Here is a 16320-nt window from a genome sequence, read left to right on the forward strand (position 1 = left end):
CGAACTCGGGTTCTGTGCTATACTTTGGAAAACCTTTGGTTACTAAAACCTATTCTGGAGTGAGTGCGATGTCTAAAGTTTCCAACCGCCAACAGGCGATACTCGACTTCATTAAGAATGAAGTGCGGGACAAAGGATACCCGCCTTCGGTCCGTGAGATCGGCGAGGCGGTAGGTCTGGCATCCAGCTCTACCGTACACGGCCATCTGGACCGTTTGGAGAAGAAAGGTCTTATCCGCCGCGACCCGACGAAGCCAAGAGCCATTGAGATTTTGGACGGCGATGCAACAGCGGAGCTTCCGTTCCCGACTGCCGTGAGCAAAATTCCAGTTGTTGGAAAGGTTACAGCCGGGGTTCCGATCACCGCTACGGAGAATATTGAGGAGTATTTCCCTCTTCCCACCCATTTTGTCGGGGATCATGAGGTATTCATGTTGAGCGTCGTAGGCGAGAGCATGATTGAAGCCGGTATACATAGCGGCGACTATGTCATCGTTCGTCAGCAAGCTTCGGCAAGTAACGGAGATATCGTTGTGGCGATGACTGAAGATGACGAGGCTACTGTAAAGACCTTTTACAAGGAGAAGGATCATATCCGCCTGCAGCCGGAGAACTCCTCCATGGAGCCGATTCGTTTGAAAAACGTCAGCATTCTTGGCAAGGTAATCGGTCTTTTCCGGGACATTCACTAACTTATTGTCCATTCGTGTAGATTCAGGGGTGAGTTCCCTCCATTACCCCTATCATTCCGCCCTTATTCAACGAAACGCACACTCAGACAGAGTGTGCGTTTTTTTGTCAAAGGTTCCTATTTTTCGCCCAAGCAAACGCGGTTACAGCCGCTGAGCGCATTATCCTCACGGCACTTTATCCAAAAAGAACTGATTTCTGTAAATGAGGCGGCTGCCGGGAAACTTGAAGCTGAGATAGAACCCCGAATCTTGAATGTTTATGCCAACTAAAAACCTGCTTTTGACATAATGGCGAAGCAGACGTTTTAGCTTTTCTTCGTTATTTCGATTGATCGCTTCCGCTACATGACGGGCGAATAGCCGGCTGGCAGCCAGCTTACGGTATAACGGAATCACTGTCGCTGAAATATGCCTCAGCACCGGCGTGCTGAATGTAAATTGTGCCATGCCAGGAATAATTGTCGTGGCATTTGTATAATGACCGACTGGCCCCGCAAAAATCAAATCTACAAAAAATCCGATTCCATTTGTACTGAATGAGTTCAACTGCGCATTTGGCACCTGTTTTCGAAACATTCGAAGCAGCGTATCCAAATCGGCCTCTCTTACCGCTCTCGACCATCTCTCTGCATATCTGCGGCTTTTCACAAACTCCCGGTACAAAGGCAGCATCATGCCTGCTGTTTTAGAAATAAGAGCAGCTGACACAGGCGGCATTGATGGCGGCATTAGCGATCACCCCTGACGCTGATATTCCTTTCTAAACCCTGCTCAAACTATAGATACAGAGTATATGTGTCATTATCAAAAATTAGAACTTAATAAACAAATATTATTATTTTAATATTATTTGTTTTTCCCATCACTTGAGTCGGTTTTAACGCAACTATATTCAATTTAAATCCGTATTGGAAAAGAAATGAATTATTGGAGGATTAAAATTGGAACAATTACGCCGAGGATTCAGTAATGGTTGGGAGTTCATCTCTTCTTTTTTTAAAACCACATGGAGCATAATTGCAGCAGTATCAAATTTTATATGGAAGGTAATTGCGGTCTTTACTAAATTCATCTGGACCGTGATAGTGACAATATTCAAAGGTATCGGGTATCTTTTGAAGATTATAGCCTATATCGGAAAACTACTCGAAAGTTAAGAAAAACTTATAAACAGTTTTAAGTAACTGACAATGTTTCTATTAAACTTAGACCATTGCCAGATTCAAACTAGCAAGCTCCTCCATATGATGCAAATAAGATATATTTCTAGGAGGAGATTGGATGGGCCAAGGAAGTACATTAGGTTTCATTCTTGTGTTGTTTATTCTGTTGGTGATTGTCACTAAAACCTTTGGTACGTATAAAGGACGTTATAACGGTATCAATAATGGAAACGAAAATGATAACGGCTCAGGGGCTTTGGATCGAGAGAATTTTAGAATTGTCAATAATACTTCTAGTATAACGTTCACCTACAACAACATGCCTGGGGCTATTCAGCCCTCGCCAACCGATGTCATGCTTCCACGCGTAGGAGAAAACTTCTTTGAGCTGCCATTTGTTTTGGGCAGTTGGATAAGCAGAACAATGTCTTACACTGGGACATTTCCTGATGGCTCTGATGCCGGAACGCTTCAATTTACACTGAATGAAAGAAATCTTTTTGTCAACAACCAGTATTACCGGTACACCTCTATAGACGCAGTAAGCGTACCGCCTGGAACGGCATACACTACAAGCTCATTACGGTTAACCGTCAGCGATGGCGCAACCCCATTTCGATAGTACCTGAACAGAAATTGGTTGCAAACAATCTTTTTTTTCCAAAATTACAGCTTTGACATAGACACACAAAAAAACCTTGACCAAAAAGGTCAAGGCTTTTTCCATTTTAATACAGCGTCAGATACTGGTCTCTCTCCCACTCATGCACTTGCGTCTTGTACATATCCCACTCAATTTCTTTCAGCTCATAGAAGTGGGCAAGAGCGTGGTCGCCGAGCGCTTCCGTGATGATCTCGCTGCGCAGCAGCTCGTTGAGCGCTTCGCGCAGATCTTCCGGCAAGCTCGGAATGCCCTCGTCCAGACGCTCTTCGTCGGTCATAACGTAAATGTTGCGGTCCGTCGGAGCCGGAAGCGGGTACTTGTTGCGAATGCCGTCCAGTCCGGATTTCAGCATAACCGCCAGCGCCAGGTACGGATTGGCAGCCGGGTCCGGATTGCGGACTTCTACGCGTGTGCTCATGCCGCGCGAAGCCGGGATACGAATCATCGGGCTGCGGTTGCTCGCAGACCATGCAACGTAACAAGGAGCCTCATAACCCGGTACAAGACGTTTATAGCTGTTAACGGTCGGATTCGTAATTGCAGCCATCGCACGAGCGTGGCGCAGAATACCTGCCATGTAGTAGCGGGCTTCCGTGCTCAGGCCCAACGTGTCGCTTTCATCGTAGAAAGCATTTTCGCTGCCGCGGAACAACGATTGGTGGCAGTGCATACCGGAGCCGTTTACGCCAAAAAGAGGTTTAGGCATAAATGTAGCATGCAGTCCGTGCTGCCGCGCTACCGTTTTGACCACAAGCTTAAACGTCTGAATCTGATCCGCCGCTTTGATGGCGTCGGCATATTTAAAGTCAATCTCGTGCTGGCCGGGAGCAACTTCATGGTGGGAAGCTTCAATTTCAAAGCCCATCTCTTCCAGCGTCAGCACGATTTCCCGGCGGCAGTTCTCGCCCAGATCCATTGGCGCCAAATCGAAATATCCGCCCTGGTCGTTAAGCTCAGTTGTCGGTTCGCCCTTCTCGTTCGTCTTGAACAGGAAAAACTCCGGCTCAGGTCCAACGTTCATGGCCGTATAACCCATTTCCTCGGCTTCCTTGAGAGCGCGCTTAAGAATACCGCGAGGGTCGCCGGCAAACGGTGTGCCGTCCGGCATGTAGATGTCACAGATAAGACGAGCGACACGGTCCTGCGTTACCCAAGGGAATACAACCCAAGTGCTCAGGTCTGGATAGAGGTACATGTCAGATTCTTCGATCCGAACGTAACCTTCAATGGAAGATCCGTCAAACATCATCTTGTTGTCCAACGCTTTTTCAAGCTGGCTGACGGGAATTTCGACGTTTTTGATCGTGCCAAGCAGATCGGTGAACTGCAGACGGATAAAACGCACATTCTGTTCCTGCGCGATACGGGTAATATCTTCTTTGGTATAACTCAATGCAATCGGCTCCTCGCGTTAAAAAGTAGGATGTATTATCGCTTGTTGTTAAAGAAACGGCTTAACTGGCCTTGAATCAAGGAGGCTTTGCCCGGACGCTTCTCCTGCAGCTGCTGCTTGAGCAGCAAACGCAGCTGGGAATCGCTGAGCTCGCGCCGCCGGACCTCGGAAATTTCCGTCATAACGGTCGCTTCCTCCGACTCCTTGGACACCGGATTCATGACTTGCTTGATTCCGGCAATATTGACGCCTTTCTCAATCAGAGACTTGATTTCGAGCAACCGTTCCACATCGTTAAATGAAAACAGGCGCTGATTGCCGGAAGTACGCGCCGGTACAATCAGCTCATGCTGCTCATAATAACGGATCTGTCTGGCCGTCAAATCCGTTAATTTCATAACAATCCCGATGGGAAACAACGCCATATTGCGGCGAATATCGTCAGCCATGTTCACATCAACCTTCCAGTTACACAAATGTTATACGTATATTGTAACGGCACAACATGAACATGTCAATCGATGTCAGGTTCTCGTGTGAGTTTACATTACAATAATCTCCTGCTTCACCAAACGCTCCAACGATTGCAACAAACCGTACTTTACATGCGCATAGGTGAGTCCGCCTTGCATGTAGGCTATATAAGGCTCGCGGATTGGCGCATCCGCCGACAGCTCCAGGCTTCCGCCCTGAATAAATGCGCCAGCCGCCATAATGACCGGGTGTTCGTAACCCGGCATATCCCACGCTTCCGGCACGACATGTGAATCAACGGCAGCAGCCGCCTGAATGCCCTGCACAAAAGCGGTCAGCGCTTCCGCTTTGCCAAAGCGGATAGCCTGAATCAGATCGGTGCGCGGCTCGTCCCAGCGAGGCGATGTTTCAAAGCCGAGCTGCTGGAATAATCCAGCAGCGAGCACGCTCCCCTTCAGCGCTTGTCCTACCATATGCGGCGCCAAAAACAATCCTTGATACATCGCTCGCAGCGTATCCAGCATCGCGCCGACCTCAGCGCCGATGCCCGGAGCCGTCAAACGATATGCCGCAGCCTGGACGGCTTCTGCCGTCCCGGCTATGTATCCTCCCGTAGCGGCGAGACCGCCGCCAGGATTTTTGATTAATGAACCGGCGATCAGGTCCGCTCCGACCTCTGTCGGCTCGCGCAGCTCCGTGAACTCGCCGTAACAATTATCCACGAACACCTTTACATCCGGCTTGATTTTTTTGACTCGCGCCACCATCTCGCCGATCTGCTCCACAGTGAATGACGCCCGCCAGTCGTACCCTCTGGAGCGTTGTAATCCGATTACTTTCGTATTTGGCCCGATAAGAGATTCGGCGAGCGCCCAATCAATTCCGCCGTCCTCCGTCAGCGCCGCTTCCTTATAACGAATGCCAAAGTCCTGAAGGGAACCTGTTCCGTCTCCAGGTTTGCCAATTACTTTATGCAGCGTGTCATAGGGCCTGCCTGTCAAATACAACAGTTCATCTCCCGGGCGGAGCAGGCCGAACAGCGCGCAGCTGATCGTATGGGTGCCGGACGCAAAATGCGGCCTCACAAGCGCCGCTTCGGCGCCAAAAACCTCGGCATAGACCAAATCCAGCACCTCGCGGCCCCGGTCATTGTATCCATATCCGGTTGATCCGCTGAAATGAAAGTCGCTTACCTTATATTTTTGAAAGGCGCGAATAACCTTCCACTGATTCTCTTCCGCTGTGCGGTCCAGCTCTTTAAATCGGGGCTCCATAAGCTCCTCGGCATCCCGTGTAAGCTTGCTTAGTTTATCCATCATGACGTATACAAACTCCTTGTTGTAGGTGTGATTTTGAATGTATTCGAACGAAAAGGGCCTGTGCAGCGGAAAGCTGCCCAAGCCCGTCTAGTTACGTTAACCGTCTGGCTTTCCCTTGCCGTCAAAACGCATATCCTCCGGCCGGATGCTCATCAGCTCCGCACGGCCCGGGCTGGCGCTCTGGTAATGAGTCAACAACCGAACGGCCTGATGCCGGATCGCCTTCTCGATCAAATTGCGCACGTACCGGGCGTTACTGAAGGAATAGAGCGTCGCAGTTTTCTCCAGCATCAAATGGGTCCTTAGCTTGAACACTGTCTGCGGCATAAGCGCATAGTCGCGGTCCTTTGCCATCAGCTCCGCAATTTGAATCAGCTGGTCAACGGTATAATCAGGAAATTCGATTTGAATCGGAAACCGCGACGGCAAGCCGGGATTGGTCATCAGGAAATGCTCGATCTCCAGCGGGTATCCGGCTAATATAAGCACAAACTGATTCCGGTGATCCTCCATCGCTTTGACAAGCGTATCGATCGCTTCCTTGCCAAAATCCTTTTCCCCGCCGCGGGCAAGACTGTACGCCTCATCCACAAACAGCACTCCGCCAAGCGCTTTTTTGACCAGATCACGCGTCTTCTGCGCCGTATGTCCGATATACTCCCCGACGAGATCCGCCCGCTCCACCTCAATCAGATGGCCCTTGGACAGAAGCCCCATTTTTTGAAACAGCTTGGCGACGATGCGCGCAATCGTCGTTTTGCCTGTACCGGGATTACCTTTAAAAATCATATGATAAACTTGGGCGCCACCGGAAAGTCCCGCTTCCGTTCTCATTTGGCTAATGAGCAACAGAGCGTAGATTTCATAGATGAGCGATTTGACGCCCTCCATTCCGACCATATGATCCATTTCCTTTTGAATCTCCAAATAAGGATCGGAGGCAGGCGGCACAGCGGCCGGTTTAGCCGGAACGACGGAAGGCTCGGCGCTATCGGCCGCGCCGGCTAACGCCGGCGCGGAGGTGCCTAGTCCATATGTTTCGTGATGGCGCAGCACAACATTGATTTGGCGTGAGGGTCTGGAACTGTTGGCTCCCGAAGCGGCGCGTCCGTTCATCTGCGGCATCACTATCCCTTCTACAAATGTTAACTCTACAAGTGTATTCGGGAGAGATAAGCCATATTAACAGATTTCACGCCAGTCAGCATAAGAAGCTTATCCAGCTGCCATTTGCCGAAGGCGAGCGTCTCTCGGGTCTGGTTGCGCGCCGCATTCAGCACCTTGGACTTAACGGAGCTGACGGCAGGATCCTCAAAACCGATAAACCGGGCAATATCGAGCGCTCTCGCAGCATGATATTCATGCGTAACGATTAAGTAAGAGTTAATTCCGCGCTGCTTGGCTACTGCACGGCTGTAAACCAAGTTTTCGTACGTGCTCGTAGCCCGGTTCTCCAGAAAGATATCCTCTTGCGGAACGCCTTTGGATACAAGGTAGATCCTCATCCCTTGCGCTTCCGTCAGCGTGGATCCGTTGCGGTCCAGGCCGCCGGACACGATCAGCTTGTCCACCCGGCCCTCCCGGTAAAGCTTCAACGCCTGATCCAGCCGCTCTCTCAGTCCGGGGCTTGGCTTGTTATTCCATAACGCCGCGCCGAGCACTATCGCCGCCTCTCGCTGCGGCGCCGGATTCAGAGGCTCGTATTGCGTAATCCGCCAGAACAGCCACCCTGCCATAAATATTCCGCAGCAGATTAAAACCAATCCAACGCGGAAAAGACGGCCTGCCAGGCCGCCCTGCCCTTTCCGTTTACGCTTGCCCGCCCCGGAACGAGGCGTTGTACTCTTGCGAACCGTTTTTGTTTTGTCGCCGAGATCTTTTTGAGGCTGGCCTTTATTACCGGACGATTCCTGTTTAACCGATGTCTTCGACTTCGGCGCGGAAGAAGGTCTAGTTGCCGGGCTCATGACTCGCTTACCTCGCCAAGCCTTTCTGCGAGCGTTTTGCGGTGCCTCAGACTAAGCGTGAAATAGCGGAAGCGCCCGTTCTTGATGGAGGCCAGCAGCCTTCCCGCCGTCTTGCGGGCCATAGCGGCTTCTTTGCGGGTCACATCACCGTCGCGAATCGCATCCTCAAGTTCATCCTCGTCCATCAGATACACTTCTCCAGAAGGAAGCACAACGATATCCAAGTACAAATCGTCAAACCAAGGCACCTGCTGGTCGGTCAAACCTTGTGTTTTGCAAATATCAATGTACCATTGAACAACCTTGCCCTTGTCGTCGAACATCGTTGTGACTACAAAATGCTCGCCGCGCGGAAAATGCTGCATCCAAAGGTATCCCCGGTCCGCAAGGCATAACCTGCGCCCGTTGTACTCCTTCCATAGAGGCTCACGCAGCTCATGAATCCGGTAAAAGGTCACAAGACCACGGAAGTCCTCGCCGTCAAGCGTCAGGCAGGTGTAGCTTCTGCGCAGGATACGCCGCCAGTTGGCCCGATCAGAAAATTTTCGTTTCATAATGGAACGTACCCTTTCCCCTAAGATGCGGTGCGGCTGCCTCCATATTCGGAGGTTGGCTGCTGCTTCCACCCGCGCCATCTTTCCTTTAGTTGACAGCTTACCACATCTTACTGTCCTTCTCCACCCATCCAGCCAAATAAGGCCGGGCCGCCTCGTCCCGATTGCTTATAGCCTGTCCGAAAAACGGAAGAAACAGCATGAAAGAGCTTGTCGCCGCAAAAAAAAGCCCGCCTCCGGCAAACGGAAACGGGCTGGCAAACACCTTATTGCGTATAAGAGTTGAAGGACATGATCCACACCGAGCCGCCAACGATCGTAATAACGATCAATGCGCCGAGTGAAAGTGCCATAAGGTTGTATCTCGGACCCTTCTCGTCTTTGATGTGCATGAAAAACAACATTTGCACAAGCAGTTGAGCAATAGCGGTAACGAGAATAACGATAATCGTGCCTGTGCGCGACATCATATCGTTGAACACGATAACCATCGGAATGACGGTCAAAATCAGCGAAACGATGTAGCCGATCGTGTAGGACTTAACGGAGCCGTGGTTTTCCTCATGATGTCCGTGATCATGGCCGTGGCCATGCGAATCAGTGGAATGCTGACCCATCTTACATCACCCCCATCAAGTATACGACCGTCAGCAGGAAAATCCAGACAACATCAAGAAAGTGCCAGTACAGGCTGAAGTTCGTGATTTTGCGCTTCGTAACGGTTGTAATGCCGTGTTTGCGCAGCTGGATGATCAGGCCGATACACCAGAAAATACCGAGCGTAACGTGAATGCCGTGGGTGCCGACAAGTGCAAAAAACGCCGACAGGAACGCGCTTGTGCCAATCGTTGCGCCTTCATGCACAAGAGTAAGAAACTCTTCGATCTCGATGAATAGGAACGCTCCGCCGAGAAGGATCGTTACGACGAGCCAGAAAATCAAGCCCTTCAAATTCTTGGCGTGCATTTGCAGCAGCGCCAGACCGCTCGTGAAGCTGGACGTCAGCAAAATAAACGTCGAAGTTACAAATCCTGGAATTTCAAACAGCTCTTTGCCGGTAGGACCGCCGTTTGTGTGGCCCACAAGAACCACGTAAACGGCGAACAGCGTACCGAATAAAATAACGTCGGAGACGAGGAACAGCCAAAAACCGGCTGTTTTGAGATCCTCTTGCTCCTGCGTATGATGTTCATGAACCTCAGGCGATACGATATGATGCGCCATTAAGTCGTCGCCCCCCTAAGCTTCTGTTCCGTTTTCTTGATCTCGTCAACCGGAATGTAATAATCCACATCGTAGGTGAACGAGCGGGCATACAGGCTGCCGAACACGCCCAGGAATCCGATGATGACCATCCAGAGCCAATCGAACGTAAAGCCGAACCCGATCAAGAACCAGAAGCTGGACATGATGAACGGAATACCGGAGTTTTTCGGCATATGAATCGGCTCCAGCTCCGGCTTCGGCCGCACAATGCCTTTTTCACGGTCTTCCTTCTCGCGCCACCAGTCGTCCACATGCTGGACTTGCGGCAGCGTAGCGAAGTTGTACACAGGAGGCGGAGAAGGAATCGACCACTCCAGCGTACGGCCATTCCAGATATCGCCCGTTTTGTCGCGCTCGCCGTGACGCACGCTGTAAGCGATTTGCCATACTTGGAAAATGAATCCGAGACCCATCATAAATGCGCCGATGGTGCTCGTAAAGTTAAGCGCAGCCCAGCCGCGGTCCCAATCGTACGTGTAGACGCGGCGCGTCATGCCGTCGAGGCCGAGGAAATACTGCGGGAAGAAACAGACATAAAATCCGATGTTCCATGTCCAGAAGCCCCAGCGGCCGCGTTTTTCGTCCAGCTTGAAGCCGAACAGCTTCGGCCACCAGTAGTAGATGCCGGCGAGATAACCGAATACAACGCCGCCGATCAGAACCTGATGGAAGTGGGCAATCAGGAAGTAACTGTTGTGGTACTGGAAGTTCGCCGGTGCGACGGCGAGCATGACACCCGTAGCCCCCCCGACAAGGAAACACGGAATGAAGCCCATCGTCCATAACATCGGCAAATCGAACTTGATCCGCCCTCGATACATCGTAAACAGCCAGTTAAATACTTTGACGCCTGTCGGTATCGATATCGCCATCGTTGTTATCGCGAAGAAGGCGTTGACGTCCGCGCTTGAGCCCATCGTGTAGAAATGGTGGACCCAGGTGAAAAAGCTGAGCACGCTGATAACCATCATCGCGAATACCATCGAGTTGTAGCCGAAAACCGTTTTTCTGGAGAAGGTCGCCACAATCTCCGAAAAAATACCGAACGCCGGAAGGACGACGATATATACCTCGGGATGGCCCCACATCCAGATCAAGTTGACGTAAAGCATCGACATCCCGCCGCCGTCAAGCGTAAAGAAGTGAGCGCCGAAGTAACGGTCGAGGAACAGCAGCGCCAGCGTAACGGTCAAAATCGGGAAAGCGAACAAAATCGTAATACAGGACGAAAGTACGGACCAGGAGAAGAGCGGCATTTTCATCAGCTTCATGCCTGGCGCGCGCATTTTCAAAATGGTGACGATAAAGTTAATGCCGGTTGCAAGCGAGCCTATACCGGATATCTGAATACCCCAGATATAGAAGTCTTGTCCTCGTCCCGGACTGCCTGACAGCTCCGAGAGCGGCGGATAGCTGAGCCAGCCTGCATCGGGAGAACCGCCGATGACAAAGCTGATATTAAACAGCATTGCGCCGAACATGAACATCCAGAAGCTGAGCGAGTTCAGGAACGGAAAAGCAACGTCACGCGCGCCTATCTGCAGCGGCACAACCATATTAAACAAACCGAACATCATCGGCATCGCCATGAAGAGGATCATGATCGTGCCGTGCGTGGTAAAGATGGCGTTGTAGTGGTCCGCCTGAAGGAAGTCAACCTCCGGAAGAGCCAGCTGCATCCGCATGAGCAAAGCGTCGACACCGCCGCGGAATAACATGAGCAGCGATGCGATCAGGTACATGATGCCGATTTTTTTATGGTCGACCGTCGTCAGCCATTCCGTCCACAGCCACTTCCATTTTTTGAAGTAGGTAAGAACAAAAACGATGGCAATGCTGACAAGTCCAATCGAAACGTCCGCGCCATAGATCAGCGGATCGCCTGTGACAAAAAAATCGGCGGCAAATTCTTTAATGGAATCCCACATACGGATTTTCTTCCTCCCCTAAGCCGCCTATTGGTTCTGCTCCGGTTGACCGGCGCCGGTTGTTTCATTCGAGCCAGCTGCCGTATCTCCGGACATATCTTTAATCTCATCCTGCTTGACCGGATAAGAGCCGCGGATTTTTAACCCGTGATGGCCGCCGTTCTGAACGATGATCGATTGGAATAGAGTATGGTCCATCTCGCCAAAGGTCTGAATCGGAGCCGTGCCTTTTACAGCCAGTTTTTTGTAAGCATCATGGTCCAGCTTTGCAGGCTCGGCCTGGGATTTTTTTACCCAAGCATCGAACTCCTCTTGAGGCATCGAAGTAACCTTGAAGTTCATTTTTGCAAATTCGCTTCCGGAGAAGTTGGCGCCCATACCAAGGTATTCGCCGCTTTCGTTGGAATCGAGCCACAGACGCATCGCCATGCCCGGCATCGTATACATCATTCCGCCCAGCTGCGGCACCCAGAAGGAGTTCATCGCTGTATTCGAGGTCAGTACGAATTGAACCGGCGTGTTATCCGGGATGTTCAAGTAGTTGACGGTCGCAATGTCCTGATCCGGATACTGGAACAGCCATTTCCAGTCCATCGACGTAACCTGAACCGTAATCGGTTTAACATCAGCCGCTTGTTTTGGCGGCTTGATAAGGTCGTACGTAGCTACGATAGTAAAATACCCGAGCACGCCGACTACGACAATCGGAATCCCCCACCATATGGCCTCAAGTTTTGTGCTGTGCGACCAGTTCGGCTCATAAGGCGCCTTGTTGTCCGGCTTGTCCCTATAGCGCCACGAAATGTAAATCCATATTCCGAGCACCGGAATGATAATAATGGCGCACAGAATAATCGAAATCCAGATCATTTCCTTCTGAATTTCGGCCACAGATCCTTTCGGGTCCAGGACCATTGGATTTCCGCACCCGGCCAAAAGAATGGCCATGCCGGCTCCGGCCAACAGAATTCCCAGCCTGCGGAGCCGATTGTGTGCTGATTTCATTGTTTCATCTCCTTTAGGCCATCTCCATGCTTATTAACCACAATTCGGGCCCATTCAATACATCTCTCTATAAAATGGTTCCCTCTCTTGAAACAGCATATCAAAAAGGACGCGAGTACGCGTCCCTGTTAACGATTCCGTCTTATTTTTGTGCGATTTCCGTAATATGTTGTTCATGGAATTGTCTTATCTTGCCCCTTGTCGGCGATTTCTTCCGATAAAGGGAACATCCAAGACGCAATCAGCACCACCGGCGAGGCAATCAGACAGCCCATTCCGGCCATGAGCAGCATATTGCGGTCGCTGAACGGCGTCACAAAAGCAAGACATAACGCTGCGCCAACAACTGCCAGCATAAAAGCGTACCAGCGTAACACAGCCGTCATCGTAATCCGCTTGTCCATGCAAAAACTCCCTCCTCTGCTTGTTACAGCATATGAGGGAGTTCACATAAAGTTCACGTTTCCATACCTGAAATAGCCTTATTTTCAAGGAACGGGTCAGTTTTCCTGAATGGTGACTTTTTCCATTTTGACTTCTTTCGTTGGCAAGCTGGTTTCACGGGATGCAGGATCCCTCTCGACTGGCGTTGCCGCGATTTTGTCTACGACATCTTGGCCGCTTTCAACTTCGCCAAAAATGGTGTAGTTGGGAGCTTGATCCAGTCCCTTCACACTCTCGCCCGTTCCGATAAAAAACTGGCTTCCTCCCGTGTCCGGGCCTGCATTGGCCATCGCAACAACGTATTTATCGTAGGTATGACCGTTATTCAATTCATCCGGTATGGAGTACCCCGGGCCTCCCCGGCCCGTACCGGTAGGGTCTCCCGTTTGGATCATGAAATCCTGAATAATTCGATGAAAAACGATCCCGTCGAAAAAGCCTTCCTTGCCGAGAAACACAAAGCTGTTCACCGTTTGCGGCGCGTCTTTGGCAAACAGGCGGATCGTAAACTCGCCTTCGGTCGTTTTGACGACGGCCTTGTACGTTTTGGAGGAATCAATCGTCATTGCGGGAGGCTTGTCCCAGCTTTTTGTCTCCCCTTCTTGCGAGCTGCTGCCTCCTGCGTTAGCCGCAGGCTGGTTTTCCTGAGCAGCCGAATCGTTTTCCTGCGGTTTGGCGCCGCAGCCGCCCAAGATAAGGGCGGCTCCGAGCATAGTAGATGCAAGCGTTAAGGTAAACCGGTTCATAGGTGTAACCTCAGCTTTCTCAAGGATGATGTGAACCAATTATGCTGTTTGGAACGTCAACGTCAGTTAAAACCCGCTTCCTCGGCTGCATCTTCTCCGCTTTCAGGTCCGTTCTGCTGTGGCGGGTCTGTCGACACACTCGCTGGCGGATCCGTCTGCTGCCCATCCGGAGTCGGAGTCGGCGTCGGTGAATCGCTCGGAAGCTCATTGTCCGGCGTCGGCGTCGGCGTTGGCTCAGGCAAATCGGAAGGAGTTGGAGTAGGTGTAGGAGTCGGCGTAGGTGTTAGGTCAACAGCCGGTATCTCTACGAAGATTTTGGCTGATGGCATGCCCTCTTTACCTGTTTCAGCGTTATAAGCTGTAACGTAATACTCATATCCCATCCCCGGAGCAATGCTCATATCAGACGCCTCGCCGCCTTGCGCTTCAAGCACAGCCGTAAAATCGCCTTCCATGGATCCTTTCCGATAAATGCGGTAGCTGAACGCTGCGCCATCCGCCTCAAGCGGCGTCCAGTTTAAATGAACGACCATGTTATTCGGATCGTAACTTCCCTGCAGGTTCATCACCTGTCCCGGCGCATCGGTATTTTCCGGCGGAGGTGTTGAAAAATCCTGCTTCTTCCCAAAGGAGCCTTTAGGAACGTCTTTCATTGCCTTTTCCATAACCTTTGCAAACAAAGAGGCTGCCTGGGAACTCCCGTTTTTGAGCAGATGCTGTTTGTCTGTTTTATCGTAACCCATCCATACCGCAGCCGTCCATTCCGGCGTGTAGCCGACAAACCAGACGTCGCGGTTGGCGCTTGATTTAAGTCCCGGTATACCATGCTGCGTCGTGCCGGTTTTACCGGCGACCGGACGGTCAATGCGGGCGTTGCGGCCGGTGCCTCCAGGTTCAAGCACCTCTTGCAGCATCGCCGTCATCGCTTCGGCCGTTTCTTGTTTCATGAGCTGTTTTGAGCTGGGCGATTTGTACTCGTACACATTGGAGCCGTCCGGTGCTTCAATTCTGACGATCGTATGGGAATCGACCGACTTGCCGTCGTTGGCAAACACGCTGTAAGCGGTAGCCATCTGCAGCGGCGATACACCGGTCGTAAGACCGCCGAGCGCAATGCTCAAATTGCGGTCACCCTCTTTATCAAGCGGCATGCCAAGCTTTTCTGCAAAAGCAACGCCTTTTCCAACGCCGATTTCATTGAGCAGCCAGACGGTGGAAGCGTTTCTGGACTCCTTAATCGACTGCGCCATCGTAATCGGACCGATATGCTTCACCCGGTTGGAGTCAGTCGGGCAATAGCTTCCGTAGCATTTTTTGTCGTCGCGCAAAATGGAATTTGGACCGTAGTCTCCGGAATCCAACGCTGGACCATACGCCGTAATCGGCTTAAAAGCCGAACCCGGCTGGCGAGGAACGGTAACGCGGTTCCAGCCTTTGCGCACATAGTCGCGTCCGCCGATCATCGCTTTGATGGAGCCGTCACGATGATCCATAATGATCATCGCTCCTTGCGCCTTCTGGTCATCCGGGGAGTTCTCGAAATTATCGGGATCATTAAATGCATCCTCTACGACCTGCTGCGCGGTAGCGTTCAGAGAGGTGTAAATTTTATATCCGCTGAGGCGGATTTCATCCTCCGATTTGCCTGTCACCTTAATGGCTTCTTTGACGGCGTAATCGACATAAGTCATATATTTGTTGCGGTTGCTGCCCAGGCTGTAATTATCGAGCGGCTTGTAATTGATCTCTTTAGCCTCGTTGCGCTCTTCCGCCGTAATATAACCCTGCTGCTCCATCAGCATGAGCACAACCGAGCGGCGCTGCTTCGAATCTTCAGGCTCGTCTTTCGGATTATAATAACTTGGAGCCTTTGGAATTGCGGCAAGCGTGGCCATCTGCCACAGCTTCAAATCTTCCAGGCTGCTGTTGAAATAATATTTGGCAGCGAGCTTGACTCCGTATACGCCGTTGCCGAAGTAGATCCGGTTCAGGTACATCGTCAAAATCTCGTCTTTGGTTAATTGATTTTCCAACGCTACGGCAATGGAAGCTTCCGTTGCTTTACGGAAAAAGGTTTTGTCCTGGTTGAGGAACAGATTACGCGCCAGCTGCTGCGTGATCGTACTTGCGCCTTCAACGGCGCTGCGGGCAATGATGTCCTTAACGACCGCGCGCCCGATGCCGATGACGTCGATGCCGGAGTGATTTTCAAAGCGCTGATCCTCTGTGGCAATGAAAGCATCGCGCAGCAGCTGAGGCAGCTCACTGAACTGGGCATCCTGCGAATTGACAGCAGCCAGGCTGGCTATTTTATTGTTGCTTGAGTCATAAATGACAGAAGCATCGCCGCGAAGCAGCACGTCGCGGTTAGCCGCGAGTATTCTCTCGCCGTTCAGTATAACGAGCAAGTATCCGACAATGGCACAGATTACAGCAAGCGCTCCGGCAAAAAACAACCCGTAAAACCATTTGCGCCGCGTGCTGCGCTTCGAGCGTTTGCGTCCTTTGCCGGCTGCCGCCGCCTGCCGGCTCTCCCCTTTTTTTCTCTGTTCTGGCATATGACTCTGCTCCTTCCGATCGGTCTCATCATCTCTCGTAACAGTTATACCCTGGAAACAGAAGAACAACCCTTCCTGAAGAAGGGTTGTTCTTCGGACCGATATTCAACTAACGAACACAAACGGGGAAAGGTTTCAAACCAGGAT

General features: G+C 51.3%; 16 protein-coding genes. 2 read left to right on the forward strand and 14 right to left on the reverse strand.

What is annotated here, in order from left to right; translation table 11 throughout:
• Positions 1–68 precede the first annotated feature (68 nt).
• Complete coding sequence (gene lexA / locus M3223_RS16415) at positions 69–692, forward strand: transcriptional repressor LexA (RefSeq protein ID WP_251563445.1); 624 nt, start codon at positions 69–71, stop codon at positions 690–692.
• A gap of 165 nt (positions 693–857) precedes the next feature.
• Here the strand turns inward: lexA and M3223_RS16420 are convergent, their stop codons facing one another.
• On the reverse strand, positions 858–1286 hold the full coding sequence (locus M3223_RS16420) for a hypothetical protein (RefSeq protein ID WP_251563447.1): 429 nt from the start codon (positions 1284–1286) through the stop codon (positions 858–860).
• Between the two features lie 687 nt (positions 1287–1973).
• Between M3223_RS16420 and M3223_RS16425 the strand changes: the two genes are divergently transcribed.
• A complete protein-coding gene (locus M3223_RS16425) occupies positions 1974–2477 on the forward strand; it encodes a hypothetical protein (protein ID WP_251563449.1) in 504 nt (167 codons plus the stop codon).
• Positions 2478–2583: 106 nt separating this feature from the next.
• Here the strand turns inward: M3223_RS16425 and glnA are convergent, their stop codons facing one another.
• The 13 genes from glnA to M3223_RS16490 all read right to left on the reverse strand — a co-directional run bounded on the left by glnA (position 2584) and on the right by M3223_RS16490 (position 16173).
• Positions 2584–3912 (reverse strand): type I glutamate--ammonia ligase, encoded by a 1329-nt coding sequence (gene glnA, locus M3223_RS16430; RefSeq protein ID WP_251563451.1) that lies wholly within the window; start codon positions 3910–3912, stop codon positions 2584–2586.
• Between the two features lie 35 nt (positions 3913–3947).
• On the reverse strand, positions 3948–4361 hold the full coding sequence (locus M3223_RS16435; RefSeq protein WP_028598352.1) for a MerR family transcriptional regulator: 414 nt from the start codon (positions 4359–4361) through the stop codon (positions 3948–3950).
• Between the two features lie 93 nt (positions 4362–4454).
• Entirely contained in the window at positions 4455–5705 is a 1251-nt protein-coding gene (locus M3223_RS16440; RefSeq protein WP_251563453.1) for an aminotransferase class I/II-fold pyridoxal phosphate-dependent enzyme, read from the reverse strand.
• 96 nt (positions 5706–5801) lie between these two features.
• Entirely contained in the window at positions 5802–6821 is a 1020-nt protein-coding gene (locus M3223_RS16445; protein ID WP_251563623.1) for an AAA family ATPase, read from the reverse strand.
• A gap of 35 nt (positions 6822–6856) precedes the next feature.
• A complete protein-coding gene (locus M3223_RS16450; protein WP_251563455.1) occupies positions 6857–7672 on the reverse strand; it encodes a YdcF family protein in 816 nt (271 codons plus the stop codon).
• On the reverse strand, positions 7669–8226 hold the full coding sequence (locus M3223_RS16455; protein WP_251563457.1) for a DUF402 domain-containing protein: 558 nt from the start codon (positions 8224–8226) through the stop codon (positions 7669–7671). Before M3223_RS16455 ends, M3223_RS16450 begins: the two co-directional genes overlap by 4 nt.
• 266 nt (positions 8227–8492) lie before the next feature.
• Positions 8493–8843, reverse strand: a complete 351-nt coding sequence (gene cyoD, locus M3223_RS16460) for a cytochrome o ubiquinol oxidase subunit IV (protein ID WP_251563459.1) — start codon at positions 8841–8843, stop codon at positions 8493–8495.
• Between the two features lies 1 nt (position 8844).
• Positions 8845–9450 carry a cytochrome (ubi)quinol oxidase subunit III gene (locus M3223_RS16465; RefSeq protein ID WP_251563461.1) on the reverse strand — a complete coding sequence of 202 codons (606 nt, stop codon included), beginning with the start codon at positions 9448–9450 and terminating at the stop codon, positions 8845–8847.
• On the reverse strand, positions 9450–11420 hold the full coding sequence (locus tag M3223_RS16470) for a cbb3-type cytochrome c oxidase subunit I (RefSeq protein WP_251563463.1): 1971 nt from the start codon (positions 11418–11420) through the stop codon (positions 9450–9452). The genes M3223_RS16465 and M3223_RS16470 overlap by 1 nt, the downstream gene beginning before the upstream one ends.
• Positions 11421–11447: 27 nt before the next feature.
• Positions 11448–12425 (reverse strand): ubiquinol oxidase subunit II, encoded by a 978-nt coding sequence (locus M3223_RS16475; RefSeq protein ID WP_251563465.1) that lies wholly within the window; start codon positions 12423–12425, stop codon positions 11448–11450.
• Positions 12426–12598: 173 nt separating this feature from the next.
• Positions 12599–12829, reverse strand: coding sequence for a hypothetical protein (locus M3223_RS16480; RefSeq protein WP_251563467.1), 231 nt, complete (start codon positions 12827–12829; stop codon positions 12599–12601).
• Between the two features lie 96 nt (positions 12830–12925).
• Entirely contained in the window at positions 12926–13615 is a 690-nt protein-coding gene (locus M3223_RS16485) for a peptidylprolyl isomerase (RefSeq protein WP_251563469.1), read from the reverse strand.
• A 62-nt stretch (positions 13616–13677) separates the two neighbouring features.
• The gene (locus M3223_RS16490; RefSeq protein WP_251563471.1) at positions 13678–16173 is read right to left on the reverse strand and encodes a transglycosylase domain-containing protein; all 2496 of its coding nucleotides are present in this window, start codon (positions 16171–16173) and stop codon (positions 13678–13680) included.
• Positions 16174–16320: the final 147 nt, after the last annotated feature.

The organism is Paenibacillus pasadenensis (genome assembly GCF_023715725.1).
Taxonomy (GTDB): Bacteria; Bacillota; Bacilli; order Paenibacillales; family Paenibacillaceae; genus Paenibacillus_O; species Paenibacillus_O pasadenensis_A.

Excerpts from the sequence above, each read along its gene's own strand:
- M3223_RS16490 (WP_251563471.1), bottom strand. The coding sequence starts at position 16,173 with ATGCCAGAACAGAGAAAAAAAGGGGAGAGCCGGCAGGCGGCGGCAGCC.
- M3223_RS16480 (WP_251563467.1), bottom strand. The coding sequence starts at position 12,829 with ATGGACAAGCGGATTACGATGACGGCTGTGTTACGCTGGTACGCTTTT.
- M3223_RS16485 (WP_251563469.1), bottom strand. The coding sequence starts at position 13,615 with ATGAACCGGTTTACCTTAACGCTTGCATCTACTATGCTCGGAGCCGCC.
- M3223_RS16470 (WP_251563463.1), bottom strand. The coding sequence starts at position 11,420 with ATGTGGGATTCCATTAAAGAATTTGCCGCCGATTTTTTTGTCACAGGC.
- M3223_RS16440 (WP_251563453.1), bottom strand. The coding sequence starts at position 5,705 with ATGATGGATAAACTAAGCAAGCTTACACGGGATGCCGAGGAGCTTATG.
- M3223_RS16435 (WP_028598352.1), bottom strand. The coding sequence starts at position 4,361 with ATGGCTGACGATATTCGCCGCAATATGGCGTTGTTTCCCATCGGGATT.
- M3223_RS16450 (WP_251563455.1), bottom strand. The coding sequence starts at position 7,672 with ATGAGCCCGGCAACTAGACCTTCTTCCGCGCCGAAGTCGAAGACATCG.
- M3223_RS16455 (WP_251563457.1), bottom strand. The coding sequence starts at position 8,226 with ATGAAACGAAAATTTTCTGATCGGGCCAACTGGCGGCGTATCCTGCGC.
- lexA (WP_251563445.1), top strand. The coding sequence starts at position 69 with ATGTCTAAAGTTTCCAACCGCCAACAGGCGATACTCGACTTCATTAAG.
- M3223_RS16445 (WP_251563623.1), bottom strand. The coding sequence starts at position 6,821 with ATGAACGGACGCGCCGCTTCGGGAGCCAACAGTTCCAGACCCTCACGC.
- M3223_RS16425 (WP_251563449.1), top strand. The coding sequence starts at position 1,974 with ATGGGCCAAGGAAGTACATTAGGTTTCATTCTTGTGTTGTTTATTCTG.
- M3223_RS16475 (WP_251563465.1), bottom strand. The coding sequence starts at position 12,425 with ATGAAATCAGCACACAATCGGCTCCGCAGGCTGGGAATTCTGTTGGCC.
- cyoD (WP_251563459.1), bottom strand. The coding sequence starts at position 8,843 with ATGGGTCAGCATTCCACTGATTCGCATGGCCACGGCCATGATCACGGA.
- M3223_RS16465 (WP_251563461.1), bottom strand. The coding sequence starts at position 9,450 with ATGGCGCATCATATCGTATCGCCTGAGGTTCATGAACATCATACGCAG.